The 14,380-nt window shown below is 65.1% G+C and carries 12 protein-coding genes; 9 read left to right on the top strand and 3 right to left on the bottom strand.

Features of this window, described 5'->3' with window-relative positions; translation table 11 throughout:
• The first annotated feature begins 50 nt into the window (after positions 1-50).
• From ACQRAG_RS08325 to ACQRAG_RS08300, 6 genes are all read left to right on the top strand, one after another.
• Positions 51-389 (top strand): histidine kinase, encoded by a 339-nt coding sequence (locus ACQRAG_RS08325; protein ID WP_168934594.1) that lies wholly within the window; start codon positions 51-53, stop codon positions 387-389.
• Between the two features lie 194 nt (positions 390-583).
• Positions 584-1,699: a branched-chain amino acid ABC transporter substrate-binding protein gene (locus tag ACQRAG_RS08320; protein WP_006003993.1), complete on the top strand. Its 1,116-nt coding sequence runs from the start codon at positions 584-586 to the stop codon at positions 1,697-1,699.
• A 75-nt stretch (positions 1,700-1,774) separates the two neighbouring features.
• Entirely contained in the window at positions 1,775-2,680 is a 906-nt protein-coding gene (locus tag ACQRAG_RS08315; RefSeq protein WP_006003995.1) for a branched-chain amino acid ABC transporter permease, read from the top strand.
• Positions 2,677-3,705 (top strand): branched-chain amino acid ABC transporter permease, encoded by a 1,029-nt coding sequence (locus tag ACQRAG_RS08310; protein ID WP_204626294.1) that lies wholly within the window; start codon positions 2,677-2,679, stop codon positions 3,703-3,705. The genes ACQRAG_RS08315 and ACQRAG_RS08310 overlap by 4 nt, the downstream gene beginning before the upstream one ends.
• Positions 3,702-4,475, top strand: a complete 774-nt coding sequence (locus ACQRAG_RS08305; protein ID WP_168934591.1) for an ABC transporter ATP-binding protein — start codon at positions 3,702-3,704, stop codon at positions 4,473-4,475. The genes ACQRAG_RS08310 and ACQRAG_RS08305 overlap by 4 nt, the downstream gene beginning before the upstream one ends.
• Before the next feature lies 1 nt (position 4,476).
• Positions 4,477-5,187: an ABC transporter ATP-binding protein gene (locus ACQRAG_RS08300; RefSeq protein ID WP_168934590.1), complete on the top strand. Its 711-nt coding sequence runs from the start codon at positions 4,477-4,479 to the stop codon at positions 5,185-5,187.
• A gap of 300 nt (positions 5,188-5,487) precedes the next feature.
• Here the strand turns inward: ACQRAG_RS08300 and ACQRAG_RS08295 are convergent, their stop codons facing one another.
• On the bottom strand, positions 5,488-6,630 hold the full coding sequence (locus tag ACQRAG_RS08295; RefSeq protein WP_427803605.1) for an aldo/keto reductase: 1,143 nt from the start codon (positions 6,628-6,630) through the stop codon (positions 5,488-5,490).
• A 263-nt stretch (positions 6,631-6,893) separates the two neighbouring features.
• The gene (locus ACQRAG_RS08290; protein ID WP_427803604.1) at positions 6,894-8,168 is read right to left on the bottom strand and encodes an NAD(P)/FAD-dependent oxidoreductase; all 1,275 of its coding nucleotides are present in this window, start codon (positions 8,166-8,168) and stop codon (positions 6,894-6,896) included.
• Positions 8,169-8,197: 29 nt separating this feature from the next.
• On the opposite strand from ACQRAG_RS08290, the gene ACQRAG_RS08285 reads away from it, so the two are divergent.
• Positions 8,198-9,175, top strand: a complete 978-nt coding sequence (locus ACQRAG_RS08285) for a YheT family hydrolase (RefSeq protein ID WP_304045818.1) — start codon at positions 8,198-8,200, stop codon at positions 9,173-9,175.
• 611 nt (positions 9,176-9,786) lie between these two features.
• Here the strand turns inward: ACQRAG_RS08285 and hrpB are convergent.
• A complete protein-coding gene (gene hrpB, locus ACQRAG_RS08280; RefSeq protein WP_427803603.1) occupies positions 9,787-12,372 on the bottom strand; it encodes an ATP-dependent helicase HrpB in 2,586 nt (861 codons plus the stop codon).
• Between the two features lie 102 nt (positions 12,373-12,474).
• Here hrpB and ACQRAG_RS08275 point away from each other — a divergent pair, with 102 nt between their 5' ends.
• Complete coding sequence (locus tag ACQRAG_RS08275) at positions 12,475-13,545, top strand: sigma-54 interaction domain-containing protein (RefSeq protein WP_168934586.1); 1,071 nt, start codon at positions 12,475-12,477, stop codon at positions 13,543-13,545.
• Between the two features lie 74 nt (positions 13,546-13,619).
• A partial coding sequence (locus tag ACQRAG_RS08270) for a DUF4851 domain-containing protein (protein ID WP_204674342.1) occupies positions 13,620-14,380 on the top strand: 761 nt, incomplete at its 3' end.

Here is a 14,380-nt window from a genome sequence, read left to right as displayed (position 1 = left end):
TGTCCTTCATATTCACCGAATCATCAGAACGAGCAATAACGGGAAAGGTTATGAGCGAAGCAATCCTTGACTGGAAGGAAGCCATGGCGCGCGTGGATACCACGCGCGGGCTCTATGTGAAGCTGCTGCGAAACTTCATCGAGACGGAACGGGACACCCCCGTCAGGGTCTCGGTAGCGCTGAAGAACGGTCAGCAGGAAGAAGCCCGCGCCATGGTCCATGCCACGCGTGAAGCTGCCGCCGAACTGGGCGGCAAGGCGCTGGCGGCGGTCGCGCTGGAGCTTGAGATGGCCATCAAGGCCGGTGCGGACACCACGGTGGCCCTGCACCGTTTCGACAGCATCACCACGGATACCCTGGTGGCCATGGCCACGGTGGCCGCACAATAAACAGATGTTTTTCCGCCCGTCCCCCGCATCCCTGATGCCGGGAGGGGCAAAAAAGTCCTTTTTTTTCCATCGTTGCAACTGTCGTGGAAGGCCCTTTCCGCCCCGGACGGGGAAAGAGGAAAGGGCTTTTTCTTTTGTACGTTTTGGGATATGCTGTCCGCTTGCAACAACTCGTACCTTTGGGAGAGTACCTTATGAAAAAGCTCGGGCTTTTGCTGGGAGTGGTAGCCTTGCTTGTGCCTTCGCTGGTTCTGGCGGGCGACATCAAGATCGGTCTGATGTGTCCGTTGACGGGCAAATGGGCCTCCGAAGGGCAGGACATGAAAAATATCGTGAGCCTGCTCGTGGATGAAACCAATGCCAAGGGCGGCATCAACGGCAGCAAGGTGGAACTGGTGGTGGAAGACGACGCCGGTGACCCGCGCACCGCTGCCCTGGCGGCCCAGAAGCTGGCTTCCGCCGGTGTGGTGGCCGTCATCGGCACCTACGGCTCCGCCGTGACCGAAGCCACCCAGAACATCCTGGCCGAATCCGAGCTGGTGCAGATCGGTACCGGCTCCACCAGCGTGCGCCTGACCGAAAAGGGCCTGCCGCTCTTCTTCCGCACCTGTCCGCGTGACGACGCCCAGGGCAAGGCCGCTGCCGCCGCCATCATCAAGGCCGGTTACAAGAAGGTGGCCCTGCTGCACGACAACTCCTCCTATGCCAAGGGCCTGGCCGAAGAAAGCCAGGCGGCTCTGGAAAAAGCCGGTGTGAAGATCATCTTCTACGATGCCCTGACCCCCGGCGAACGTGACTACACCGCCATCCTGACCAAGCTGAAGGCCGCCAACCCCGACCTGATCTTCTTCACCGGCTACTACCCCGAAACGGGCATGCTGCTGCGCCAGAAGAAGGAAATGGGCTGGGATGTGCCCATGATGGGCGGTGACGCCGCCAACCATCAGGACCTGGTCAAGATCGCCGGTCCCGAAGCCGCTGCCGGTTACTTCTTCGTGAGCCCGCCGCTGCCCCAGGACATGGATACCGACGAAGCCAAGAATTTCCTGAAGGCCTTCAAGGACCGTTACAAGACCGTGCCCGTCTCCGTGTGGGCCGTGCTGGCCGGTGACGCCTACAAGGTGCTCGAGGCCGCCATCGCCAAGGGCAACGACGATCCCGAAAAGATTGCCGAATGGCTCAAGCAGCTCAAGGAACTGCCCACCCTGTCCGGCAAGATGGGCTTTGACGAAAAGGGCGACCGTGTGGGTGATTTCTACCGCATCTACAAGGTGAACAACGCAGGCAAGTTCGAGCTCCAGGCTCGATAGAAAAGTCATCCGAAGCGGGGCGGCGGGCAGTGAACGCCGCCCCGCAAACTGCGCCGTGGGGCGCATGACCGAGACATGGAACAGTTTTTTCAACAACTTTTGAACGGCCTTGCCGTGGGCGGCATCTACGCGCTGGTGGCCCTGGGCTACACCATGGTCTATGGCGTGCTCAAGCTCATCAACTTCGCGCATGGCGACCTGTTCACCATCGGCGCCTATCTGGGCCTGACCCTGCTGGTGAGCTGCAACCTGGCGGGCGTGCTGCCGCCGGTGGTGGCCGTGCTGGCGGTCTTCATCATGGTGGGCATCATGGTGGCCATCATCGGCTGCCTGCTGGAGCGCGCCGCCTATCGCCCCCTGCGCAAGGCCGGGCGCCTTTCGGCCGTGGTGTCCGCCCTGGGCGCTTCCATCTTTTTCCAGAACGCCGTCATGCTGGTCTACGGCGCGCGCTTCTACGTTTATCCCGACTGGCTGCGACCGGACTTCACCGTTGACCTCTTCGGCATCGCCGTCCCCGGCGTGCGCCTGATGGTCATCGCGGCCAGCGTTATCCTGATGCTGGCCCTGTGGGCCTTCATCCAGCGCACCCGTATCGGCGCGGCCGTGCGTGCCGTGGCCATCGACCAGGGCGCTGCCCGCCTCATGGGCATCAACGTGGACCGCATCATCTCCCTGGTCTTCTTCATCGGTCCCGGCCTGGGCGGCGCAGCCGGCCTCATGGTGGGCATCTACTACGGCCAGATCGACTTCACCATGGGCTGGTCCTACGGCCTCAAGGCCTTCACCGCCGCCATCCTGGGCGGTATCGGCAACATCCCCGGCGCCATGATCGGCGGCCTGCTGCTGGGCGTCATCGAAGCCCTGGCCGCCGGCTACATCGCCATCGCCTGGAAGGATGCCATCGCCTTCACGGTGCTGATCCTCATCCTGATCATCCGTCCCACGGGCATCCTGGGCGAAAGGACGGCCGACAAGCTATGAACCGCACCATCGTCATCGTCGCGCTGGCGGCGGCCCTGCTGGTCCTGCCGCTGTTCACCAATCCCTACTGGACGGACGTGTGCGTCAGCATCGGCCTGTATGCCCTGCTGGCCCTTTCGCTCAACGTCATCCTGGGACAGGCCGGCATCTTCCATATGGGGCATGCCGCCTTCTTTGCCGTAGGGGCGTACAGCACGGCCATCCTGAACACCATGTACCACTGGCCCATCTTCCTGACCATGCCGGTGGCAGGCTGTGCGGCGGCCCTGTTCGCCCTTGTGGTGGCGCGGCCCATCATCCACCTGCGTGGTGACTATCTGCTCATCGTGACCATCGGTATCGTGGAGATCGTGCGCATCGCGCTCATCAACGACGTGGGCGGTCTGACCGGCGGTTCCAACGGCATCTTCGGCATCAGCCGTCCCGTGTTCTTCGGTTTCCGCATCTTCAAGCCCCTGCATTTCTATTATCTGGTCTGGGGCATGGTGGGCGTCAGCCTGCTGCTGTTCTACGGCCTGTGGCGTTCGCGCATCGGCCGCGCCCTCAACTGCATCAAGGAAGATGACGTGGCCGCCGAAGGCTGCGGCATCAACGTGACCCACTACAAGCTCATGGCCTTCGTGCTGGGCGCGTTCTGGGCCGGTATGGCCGGCACCCTCTATGCCGCCAAGATGACCACCATCGCGCCGGAATCCTTCAACTTCATGGAATCCGTCATCATCTTCGCCGTGGTCATCCTCTCGGGCGGCAGCCAGCTGGGCGTGCTGGTGAGCGCCTTCCTATTCATCGGCCTGCCCGAGTTGCTGCGCGAGTTCTCCGGTGCGCGCATGCTCATCTTCGGTCTGGCCATGATGCTGATGATGATCTGGCGTCCCCAGGGCCTCATGCCGCCCAAGAGCCGCCGTTACGGCGTGGCGGCGTTGCTGGAGGCCATCAAGGCCCGTGCCTGTGCCGCCGCTGACGGCAACGCGGTCCGCCTGGCGGACGATGCCCGCACTGCCGAGAAGGAAGGAGGCCGCGCATGAGCCTGCTGCAACTGCATGAGATCAGCAAGATCTTCGGTGGCCTGATCGCCATCAACGAGCTGTCCTTCTCGGTGGAGCAGGGCAGCGTGGTGGGCCTCATCGGTCCCAACGGGGCGGGCAAGACCACGGTCTTCAACTGCATCACGGGCAACTACAAGCCCGAACACGGCCGCATCACCTTCGGCGGCCAGGACATCACCGGCAAGCGCCCGCACAATATCGTGGAGATGGGCATTGCCCGCACCTTCCAGAGCATCCGTCTGTTCGGCAAGCTGCCCGCGCTGGAGAACGTGCTGGCGGGCCGTCACTGCCGCCTGAAATCCGGCTTTTTGTCCTCCATGCTGCACACGCCCTGGCAGCGCCGCGAGGAAAAGGCCGCTGTGGAACGCTGCATGGAAGAACTGGAGTTCGTGGGCCTGGCCGATCATTACGCCGAGGCCGCCAGCAGTCTTTCCTACGGCAACCAGCGCCTGTTGGAGATCGCCCGCGCCCTGGCCTCCGACCCCCGGCTGCTGATCCTGGACGAGCCCGCGGGCGGCATGAACGACCAGGAGACCGTGGCCCTGGTGGATACCATCGCGGCCATCCGTGACCGTGGCATCACCGTGCTGCTCATCGAGCACGACATGCGCCTGGTCATGCAGATCTGTGAACACCTTGTGGTGCTGGAAAACGGCACCCTCATCGCCCAGGGCACGCCCGACCATGTCCGCAACCATCCTGCGGTCATCGAGGCCTATCTGGGTTCCGACGATTCCGAGACGTGGTAATATGGCACTGCTGACGCTATCCAACATACATGTCCGTTACGGCAGCGTGGAAGTGCTGCACGGTATCGACCTGCACGTGGACGAAGGGGAGATCGTGACCATCCTGGGCGCCAACGGCGCGGGTAAGAGCACGACCCTGCTGTCCATCAGCGGTCTTGTGCGGCCCTGCGAAGGGGAGATCATCTTTGACGGCAAGCCCCTGCTCAAATACCCCAGCCACGAAGTGGTGAACCTGGGCATCGCCCAGTCGCCCGAAGGCCGCCGGGTCTTCGGCACCATGAGCGTGCTGGAGAACCTGCGCCTGGGGGCCTTCTGCATCCGCGACAAGGAACGCAGCGAGCGGACCCTGGAGTGGATCTTCGAACTGTTCCCGCGCCTGTTCGAGCGCAAGCAGCAGCTGGCGGGCACGCTTTCGGGCGGCGAGCAGCAGATGCTGGCCATCGGTCGCGCCCTCATGGCCGAGCCGCGCCTGCTTCTGCTGGACGAACCCTCGCTGGGCCTGGCGCCGCTTTTGGTGCGTTCCATCTTCGAGACCGTGCGCGCCATCAACCAGAAGGGCGTCACCGTGCTCCTGGTGGAGCAGAACGCCCGTGCGGCTCTCAAGCTGGCCTCGCGCGGCTATGTGCTGGAAGTGGGCAACGTGGCCATGGAGGACACGGCCGCCAATCTGCTGGCCGACGCCAGCGTGCGCGAAGCCTATCTGGGCGGCTAACCGTCTGCCCGACACATGCGATAAAAAAGAGCCCCTGCCTGATGCGGGGGCTCTTTTTGCGTTATGGGTTCAGCGGTGGCGGAAGCCGTACAGCAGGAGCAGGAAAGAACATGCTCCTGGCGGTTCAGTTGGCGGACAGTTTGGGTGCCAGATGACAGCGGGCCGTGCGGCAGAAGGGCGTCCCGCACGGTGCTAATGCTCCGCGCGCTGGACGAGCATGCCTGCCTGCCCCGTGTGCTTGCTTATTGTTCCTCCCGCTCTGCCATGCAGGTCCGCCGCAACGGGAACATCCCTCCGGGCTTATTTGTCGATCTGGCTTTCCGTAAAGGCGTCCGCACGATGCCCCATGAGGGTGATCCCGCCGTATTCCCGTTCGAATTCTTCCAGCTCCTCAGGCGTCAGGCTCACGGCGGCACCGCCGAGAAAGTCGTCGAGATGGGCCGGATTGGTCGTGCCGGGGATGGGAGCGATCCAGGGGGCCTGGGCCAGGAGCCAGGCGATGGCGAACTGGGACATGGTGCAATGCTTGCGCTCGGCCCAGCTACGGATCAGGCGGGGCAGGGGCATGTTGTGCTTCAGGGCCTCCGGAGTGAACTGCGGCAGGGTGGACAGGCGCCCTGTGGTGAAGCGGCTGTTCTCGTCGATGGCGCCGGTCAGGAAACCCCGTCCCAGAGGGCAGTAAGGGACAAGGCCGATGCCCAGTTCCCGCAGGGTGGGGAAGATCTTGGTCTCCGGTTCGCGCCACAGAAGGGAGTATTCGCTCTGCACGGCGCTGACGGGCTGGACGGCATGGGCCCGCCGGATGGAGGCCGCGCTGGCCTCGGACAGACCGAAGTGAAGGACCTTGCCTTCCCGGATGAGGTCTTTCACCGTTCCGGCCACGTCTTCCATGGGGACCTTGGGATCCACACGATGCTGGTAGAGCAGGTCGATGTGGTCGGTGCGCAGGCGCCGCAGGGAACCTTCCACGGCCCGCCGGATGTGGTCGGGACGGCTGTTGAGGGCCGTGGGCCGGCCTTCTTCGACGCCAAAGCCGAATTTGGTGGCGATGACGACCTTGTCGCGCACCGGGGCCAGGGCTTCGCCGACCCATTCCTCACTGGTGTAGGGGCCGTAGACCTCGGCCGTATCGAAAAAGGTCACGCCGTTGTCGTATGCCCGCCGGATCAGGGCGATCATGTCCTTTTTGGCATAGGTGCCGCCATAGTAACCTACCATGGGCAGACAGCCGAGACCGATGGCAGAGACCTGCAAGGAGCCGAGACGGCGTTGCGGCAGGGAGTGGGGCTGCTGCCTGTTTTTTGTGGCGGATGGGGAGGACAGTGCCGCGGCATGGGCCATGCCGTGCAGGGAGGAGGACAGAAGGGCGGCCGCTCCGGCGGCCAGGCCACCGGCAAGGAAGCGGCGGCGGGCAAGCTGGTTTTCTCTCGTGATCGTATTCATGACGTACCTCCGTCAGCATCTGGCTGTGATCCCTGTATAGGCAGAGCACACGAAGGAAGAAAGAAACGATCTTTGCAATTAGTTGCCTGTTTTTGGCGATGCCGGCAGATCCGGCCGGATGCGGCACGATGCTGTCATTCCACCATCGCCGTTCGTCGGCGATGAGGAGCCGCATCCCGCCAAAGAAAGGTTTTACGGCATGGTGCGCAGAAAAAGGGGCGCTTTTTCCAAAGCGCCCCTTTCCCCATAAAAAAGAAAAATGCCTACTTACCCGCGAACAGGGCCAGGGCCCGCCCGGCGGCCATGCCGCTGGCCCAGGCCCAGTGCAGGTTGTACCCGCCCAGCAGGCCGGTGACATCCAGCAACTCGCCCACGATCCAGAGGTTTTCCCGCACCGTGCTTTGCAGGCTGTAGGGATCCACCTGCCGGGTGTCCACACCGCCGCGGCAGGCCTCGGCTTTTTTCAGCCCGGCCAGACCGGCGGGGACGGTACGGAAATCATGGATGCGGGCACAGATCTGCTGCCGGGCGGCGCGGGAAAGTTCGGCTATCTTTCGGCCCGCAGTCTCCGGCGGCAGCAGGGCGTCCACCAGACGCTGGGGCAGCAGGCGGCGCAGCAGTCCGCGCGGGGTCTGCTTGCCCTGGCCGGGGCCGTCCAGCAGGGCGGCCAGATCGCTGCCGGGCAAAAAGTCCAGGGCAACCTCCTGTCCCGGCCGCCAGAACAGGGAGGCCTTGAGGCTGGCCGGGCCGCTGATGCCGTCGTGGGTGAAGAGCAGGTCGTCCTGCCAGACGGGATCCGCGGCCAGCGAAGGGGAAAGTCCGGCCTGCGGCAGGCCGATGCGCACCGGCAGGCTGATGCCCGCCAGATTGTCGTCCAGCCAGCCGGGGGCCATGCGGAAGGGGGCCAGCGCCGGAGCATGCTCCACAAGGCGGTGCCCCAGTGCCTGGGCCAGCCGGAACCCGCTGCCCGTGGCTCCGCATTGCGGCCAGGCGGGACTGCCCAGGGCCAGCACCAGGCGGCGGCAGCGCCAGAGGCCCTGCGAGGTGCCGACCTCGAAGCCCGCACCATCGGGCAGGGGCACCACGTCATGCACGTCGGTCTGGCAGTGGAGGGCACAGCCCTGACGGCGGCAATCCTGCACCAGGGCATCCAGCAAACGTTTGGCCGGGACAGTCAGGAACAGCTGGCCGTGGGCGCGTTCTTCCACGGTCAGGCCCCAACCATGCACCAGGCGCTCCATGTCCTGCGGGGTGAAGGCATCCAGTGCAGGCTCGCAGAAGGAAGGATCGGCGCAGGCATAGTGATGGGCCGCCAGACGGCGGTTGGTGAAGTTGGCCTTGCCGCCGCCGCTGATGCACAGCTTGCGGCCGGGGGAGGGGGCACGTTCCAGCAGGGCCACGTCCAGGCCGTGGGCCGAGGCTTCGCGGGCGCACATAAGGCCCGCCGCACCTGCCCCCAGGATGAGGACGTCCGTTTTCCGGGGAGCGGCGTTTGACAGGGCCTTTCTGACAGGTCTAGGATGAAAGTTTGCTTGCATCCCACCGTTCTTACACGAGGCCTGCCGTCATGCCAATACTGCCCAGCCGCTACCGCGCGCCGCTCTGGCTGCGCAATGCCCATGTCAACACCATCTGGTCCGCCAAATGCCGCCGTCTGGACTTTCCCGATGCGGCACAGGCCGCCCGCTGCCGAAGGGTACGTCTGGATACGCCGGACGGGGATTTTCTGGATGTGGATGTCTACACGCCCCCGCCGGGCCTGCCGGAACGCGGGGTGGCCATCCTGTCGCACGGTCTGGAAGGCCACAGCCGCCGCCGGTACATCCTGGGACTAGCGCGCGTGCTGCTGGAAGAAGGTTTCCGGGTGCTGGCCTGGAACATGCGCGGCTGCTCCGGCGAGCCCAACCGGACCGACCGCCTGTACCATATGGGCGTGACGGTCGATCTGGCCACGGTAGTGCGTTACGCCGAGCAGTGGGATCTGCCCATCCTGCTGGCCGGGTTCAGCATGGGCGGCAACCAGACCTGCATGTATCTGGCCAGGGAGCAGGTCTCGCCGCTGGTGCGTGCGGCGACGGTCGTCTCCGTGCCCTGCGATCTGGTGGGCGCGGCCAAAGTCATGGACGGGCCCGGCTGCCGCATCTATTTGCGCTATTTCCTGCGGACCATGTGTCCCAAGGTTCGTGAAAAAGCGGCCCGGTTCCCCAATTACCCTTCGGTGGAGGGCATCGAGAAGTTCCGTACCTTCGCGGAATTCGACGGCCGCTTCACCGCGCCCCTCTACGGCTATGCCAGCGCCCAGGATTACTGGCGCGAGAACAGCTCGCTGCCCTGGCTGCCGTCCATCCGTGTGCCGCTCTATATGCTGCTGGCCAAGGACGACCCCTTCTGCTCGCCTTCCTGCTATCCCGTGGATATGGCGGCCAAAAGCAGGACCCTGCATCTGGAAGTGGCCTCGCACGGCGGGCATGTGGGCTTTGCCCAGCCCGGCAGGGACTATTACAGCGAAGAACGCATACGCGATTTCGTACGCTCACTGTGGTGAGTCGGGGGAGTGGATAGATGGTTTTGAGGGGGAAGGGCCCTTTTTCTGGCGGAAAAAAGGGCCCTTCCCCCTCAAACTCCCCCATCCCCCAAAAACCGCTCGTATGGTCTTTTGACAGTGACGCGTGATGCGGCGGGCAGCCTTTGCTGCCGGTCCCCCGATGTATGGGGAGATGGACGCGGGGAGATCCTTTGAAAGGATGTTTGCGTCAGAGGCGGTGTAGCCGGAGTATGGCCGGGGGAAAGCTGGAAGTTGCCCGGGAAGGGCGATGAGCTGGGCTCTTTGCCTTTTGCCGTACTCTTGGCGGAGCCTTCGTTTTTTCCCTGCAGTGGGGCAGGACGCGTTTTCAAGTAGATATTTTTCCGGACGCGCGGAGGCGTGTTCGCGGCCATACGACCAGCCGTTTTTTTGCACCGTAGGCGGCTTGCGGCCCTAGCTTTTTTATTGTCGTTTTTGTGGTGTGCCGGGGGACTGTGAGCGAAGGGAGACCGTTGCGCATCCGCAGCCTCCATCTTCCTGAATAACGCGCGTTTGGGGAAGGGGTGGGGCTTGGGGAGGGGGAACCCCTTTGTGCGCCAGCCAAAGGGGTTCCCCCTCCCCAAACAAACGACCTATTTGCCTCGGGCCAGCTGGCGGTTGGTGCGGGCCGTGGCCTGGGCGGCCAGCGGGTCATCGGGCCAGGGATGGCGCGGATAGCGGCCGCGCATCTCCGCACGCACCTGCGGGTAGCCGTTGCGCCAGAAGTGGCCGAGGTCACGCGTGATCTGCAGGGGGCGCCCGGCGGGCGAGAGCAGATGCAGGGTCAGCGGCACGCGCCCGTCGGCGATATGGGGCGTATCCTCGCAGCCGAAGAATTCCTGCAGCTTGGCGGCCACGAAGGGGCCGCCTTCGGCATCATACACGATGGGATGCGATCTGCCGGAAGGGGCCTGCCATTGTGCGGGGGCCAGCTGTTCGAGTCGTCGCGGCAGTGGGTAGGGCAGCAGACAGCGCAGGGCATCGGCCAGCCGGGCAGCGGAGAGCTGGCGCAGGTCGGTGCAGGTGCCCAGATGGGGCGCCAGCCAGTTTTCCAGCTCGTCCAGCAGCCAGGTATCGGAGAGGTCGGGCCAGGGATTGCCCCATGTCTGGCGCAGCAGGCGCACACGGGCCAGCCATTGGCGCGCGGGCTCGTCCCAGGGCAGGACACGCAGCCCCTGGTCGCGGATGAAGGCACACAGGGCCAGAGCGCAGGCGTCGCCATCGGGACGGGGCAGCGGGGCATCGTCCAGCAGCAGGGCCCCCAGACGGCGACGGCGGCGGGCATTGACCTGGCCTTCCGGGCTGACGTTCAGGTCTTCGCTTTCGGTGATCTCTGACCGGAAAAGTTTTTCCAGCACGTCCTGCTCCAGCGCTGCGGCCAGACGGATGCGGCCGCGCGTGCCTGCATCCACGGCAGCCACGGCCAGCATGTCCTGCCGGGCCAGACTGTCCGTCAGGGGCAGGACGGCAGCCTTGCCGTTGCGCATGAGGTACTGGGCCATGCCGTTGTTCTCGCCGCTGCGCAGGGCCACCCGCTCGGGATAGGCCAGGGCAACGACCTCGCCCAGATGGGGCAGCTGTTGCCGTGCCGTGCGCAGCAGGGAAGCCCCGGAGGCATCGGAACCGTTGCCGGTGGGGATGTCCGCCAGTCGTGCCATACGTTCCGCCCACTGGCGCAGACGGCGGAAAGCTCCGTGGCCGTCGCCGGGCGCGCAGAAGCGGTCCAGGCGCAGCGCCAGCGAGGCGTCCGCCAGCGGCAGAGGATCGCGCTCATCCAGCAGGGAAGCCACACAGGCGGCCAGAGCGCCGTATCCGTGTTCCCGGGCACGCAGCAGCAGACAGGACAGCCGGGGCGGCAGGGGCAGTTTTACCAGCTGCCGGCCCAGGGGCGTGGGCAGCAGTTCCTCCGTGCCGGGCTCAATGGCTCCCAGCCCGGCCAGCTGTTCCCGGGCCACGGCCAGATGGGCCTTGGGAGGCAGGTCCAGCCAGGGCAGGTCTTCGGGCCTGCGTGCGCCCCAGACGGCCAGTTGCAGGCAGAACGGCGCAAGGTCCGCATCCAGGATCTCCGGCCGCTGCTGGGGACGGAAGCCGTGCTCTTCGGCCTGCTGCCACAGGCGGCAGCAGATGCCGGGCTCCAGACGCCCGGCGCGACCGGCCCGCTGCCGGGCCCCGGCCAGCGAGACGCGCACGGTCTCCAGGCGGGAAAGACCGCTGGCCGGATCGAAACGGCTCTCGCGGGAAAGGCCCGCATCCACCACCAGACGGATGCCTTCGATGGTCAGGGAGGTCTCGGCGATGGCCGTGGCCAGGACGACCTTGCGCTCGCCTGCGGCCGCCGGGGCGATGGCCGCATCCTGTTCCTGCGGACTCAGCATCCCGTAAAGAGGGTAGAGGCGGGTATCGGCGGGCAGGCGTCCTTCCAGCAGCTCGGCCACACGGCGGATCTCGCCCGTTCCGGGCAGGAAGGCCAGCAGGCTGCCGGATTCCTGACGCATGAGGGCCGCGATGACATCGGCCATGTGCGGCCACAGGGCCTGGGGGCCGCTGTGGGCCGCGGCGGGCGGCAGCGGCAGATAGCGCTCCTCCACGGGGAACTGGCGGCCCTCGCAGGCGATGACCGGCGCATCCTCCAGCAGGGCGGCCACCTTGTGGCTGTCCAGCGTGGCGGACATGACCAGTAGGCGCAGGTCGGGCCGGAGCACGGCCCGGCTCTCCAGACAGAGGGCCAGCCCCATGTCGGCATGCAGGGAACGCTCGTGGAATTCGTCGAAGATGACGCAGCCCACGCCGGAGAGCTCGGGATCGGCCAGGAGGCGGCGGGTCAGCACCCCTTCGGTGATGATCTCCAGCCGGGTCCGGGCCGAGACGGCGCTTTCCTGCCGCATGCGGTAGCCCACGGTCTGGCCCACGTCCTCGCCCAGCAGGCGGGCGGCGTAACGCGCCAGGGCCCGGGCAGCCACCCGGCGCGGCTCCAGCAGCAGGATCTTCCTGCCCTCCAGCCAAGGGGCCTCCAGCAGCCACAGGGGCACGCGGCTGCTTTTCCCGGCGCCGGGAGGGGCGCTCAGGACGGCATTGCCGTGTTCCAGGGCGCCGGCAAGTTCCGCACGGACGGCATCCACAGGAGCGGAAGGAAGATCGGGGCAACGGTAAGGCCGGGCAGCGGCGGAGGAATCTTTCATGACGGTCGCGCGGAAGGGAAGATGCATCCCTGTTTTTTTACTGGAAATTGATGGCCTGTCAGTGTATTGACAGTGTAAAGGCCATGAACGTGGAGAATATGCATGGAGCTCAAGAGCAACGGAATCATCGGGCAAAGCGCCAGCCTGGCCGGTGTGTTCAAGATCCTGGGCAAAGTGGCGCCCACGGACAGCACTGTGCTTGTAACCGGGGAATCGGGAACAGGCAAGGAATTGCTGGTGCGGGCCCTGCATGCTGCCAGCCCCAGGGCTGACAGACCCTTCGTGCCCGTCAACTGCGGCGCCATCCCCCGTGATCTTCTGGAAAGCGAACTTTTCGGCCATGAAAAGGGAGCCTTCACGCACGCCCTGCGTTCCCGCCCCGGCCGTTTCGAACTGGCGGACGGGGGCACCATCTTCCTGGACGAGATAGGCGAGATGGAGCCCGGCCTGCAGGTCAAGATCCTGCGCGTGCTGCAGGAAAAGGAAATAGAACGCGTGGGCGGCACGGGCTGCCGCAAGGTGGACGTGCGCATCGTGGCGGCCACCAACCGGGATCTGGAAGCCGCCGTGGCCGCGGGCACCTTCCGCGAAGATCTTTATTACCGCCTCAACGTCATCCCCATCCATCTGCCGCCCCTGCGCGAACGGGGGCAGGACGTCCTGCTGCTGGCCCGGCATTTCCTGGGCCGCTTCTGCCGCAAGAAGGAAAGGCCCCCGCTGGAGCTTTCGCCCGTCGTGCAGCGCGTCCTTCTGGCCTATGCCTGGCCTGGCAATGTCCGCGAACTGGAAAACGTCATGGAGCGCCTGAGCGTGCTGGTCGACGGGCATGTCGTGGCCCCGGAGGATCTGCCGGCGCGTCTGCTCCAGAGCGTGGGGGATATTGCCTTGTTGCCGGAAGTGGAGGAATATGCCCCTGAGGCTGACGTCCTTTCCGGTGCCGGGAACGGGGAGCCCGCTGCGGCTGCCTCCAGTCCTTCCTCTGGTTTCGTCTGGCCGGATCTCCAGACTCTGGAGGCCCGGGGGATGGGACTGAAAGAATTCCTGGATGCCGTGGAGATGCACCTGATCGAAGAGGCCCTGCAGCGGACCGACGGAGTGAAGAACCAGGCTGCGGAGCTTTTGGGCATCAAGCGGACGACCCTCATCGAAAAGTTGAAGAAAAAAGGCCTGTAGCCGGAACGCCCGGCGGCTTTTGACTGCGGGCATGCCCGCAGGTTTGCCTGCCCTTGCGGCAGGAGGAGGCTATCATGAATATGAAAATGGCAAGTATCCTTTGTCTGGTCATCATGCTGGCCGGCTGTGTGGCCGGGCAGCAGCGCGGTCTGGTGGGCGATACCTATGTTTCGTCTTCCCAGCCCGCTCTTGCCCTCAAAGCCCGTGACCTGCCCCTGATGGGCAGCATGACGGGTGCCTCGCGCCTGACCAGTTCCGGCGCCATGGGAGGGCTTTTGGTGGACAGCTGGGTCACGGTCTACGGCAAGGGCGACGGCGCGTCGCCTCTGGCCATCGTGGCTCACGGCGAAGTCCCCAACGGCTGGTACTGGGACGGCATCATGCGCCATCCGTTCAGCATCAACGAAGGGGTGGAGACCATCGGCGGCGTGGGCTTCCAGGCCTGCACCTATGTCACCAGCGAAAAGCGTGACGCCTTCCTGCCCCTGGAAGATCCCGAGGGGGCCCGCATCCTCGCGCAGGACGGCCAGCCGCCCCGTCGCTGGCTGGCGCGCATGTTCGCCAACCGCTTCAATTTCGACAGTGACAAGATCGTACTGGAATACCGTGAGCCCCTGCCCGAGGACATCACCTCCATCACGGCCCTGCCTCTGGGGCGCGCCGACTATATCGCCGCGTTCGAGCAGCGTGCCCGTGAAGCCTTCATGGTCGAGACCGCGGCTGTCCCTGCTGCAGGCATCATGCCGCAGCGCAACATCGGCGCATTGCAGTGGCGTTACATGGATGAAACGTTCTGGGGAACGGTCTCTCCCTATGACCGTATGGACTGGCGTTA

The sequence above is a fragment of the Desulfovibrio sp. SGI.230 genome (assembly GCF_050313065.1).
Classification (GTDB): domain Bacteria; phylum Desulfobacterota; class Desulfovibrionia; order Desulfovibrionales; family Desulfovibrionaceae; genus Desulfovibrio.
This window is presented reverse-complemented; position numbering and strand designations above follow the sequence as displayed.

Excerpts from the sequence above, each read along its gene's own strand:
- ACQRAG_RS08290 (WP_427803604.1), bottom strand. The coding sequence starts at position 8,168 with ATGCAAGCAAACTTTCATCCTAGACCTGTCAGAAAGGCCCTGTCAAAC.
- hrpB (WP_427803603.1), bottom strand. The coding sequence starts at position 12,372 with ATGAAAGATTCCTCCGCCGCTGCCCGGCCTTACCGTTGCCCCGATCTT.
- ACQRAG_RS08300 (WP_168934590.1), top strand. The coding sequence starts at position 4,477 with ATGGCACTGCTGACGCTATCCAACATACATGTCCGTTACGGCAGCGTG.
- ACQRAG_RS08275 (WP_168934586.1), top strand. The coding sequence starts at position 12,475 with ATGGAGCTCAAGAGCAACGGAATCATCGGGCAAAGCGCCAGCCTGGCC.
- ACQRAG_RS08295 (WP_427803605.1), bottom strand. The coding sequence starts at position 6,630 with ATGAATACGATCACGAGAGAAAACCAGCTTGCCCGCCGCCGCTTCCTT.
- ACQRAG_RS08315 (WP_006003995.1), top strand. The coding sequence starts at position 1,775 with ATGGAACAGTTTTTTCAACAACTTTTGAACGGCCTTGCCGTGGGCGGC.
- ACQRAG_RS08285 (WP_304045818.1), top strand. The coding sequence starts at position 8,198 with ATGCCAATACTGCCCAGCCGCTACCGCGCGCCGCTCTGGCTGCGCAAT.
- ACQRAG_RS08325 (WP_168934594.1), top strand. The coding sequence starts at position 51 with ATGAGCGAAGCAATCCTTGACTGGAAGGAAGCCATGGCGCGCGTGGAT.
- ACQRAG_RS08310 (WP_204626294.1), top strand. The coding sequence starts at position 2,677 with ATGAACCGCACCATCGTCATCGTCGCGCTGGCGGCGGCCCTGCTGGTC.
- ACQRAG_RS08305 (WP_168934591.1), top strand. The coding sequence starts at position 3,702 with ATGAGCCTGCTGCAACTGCATGAGATCAGCAAGATCTTCGGTGGCCTG.
- ACQRAG_RS08320 (WP_006003993.1), top strand. The coding sequence starts at position 584 with ATGAAAAAGCTCGGGCTTTTGCTGGGAGTGGTAGCCTTGCTTGTGCCT.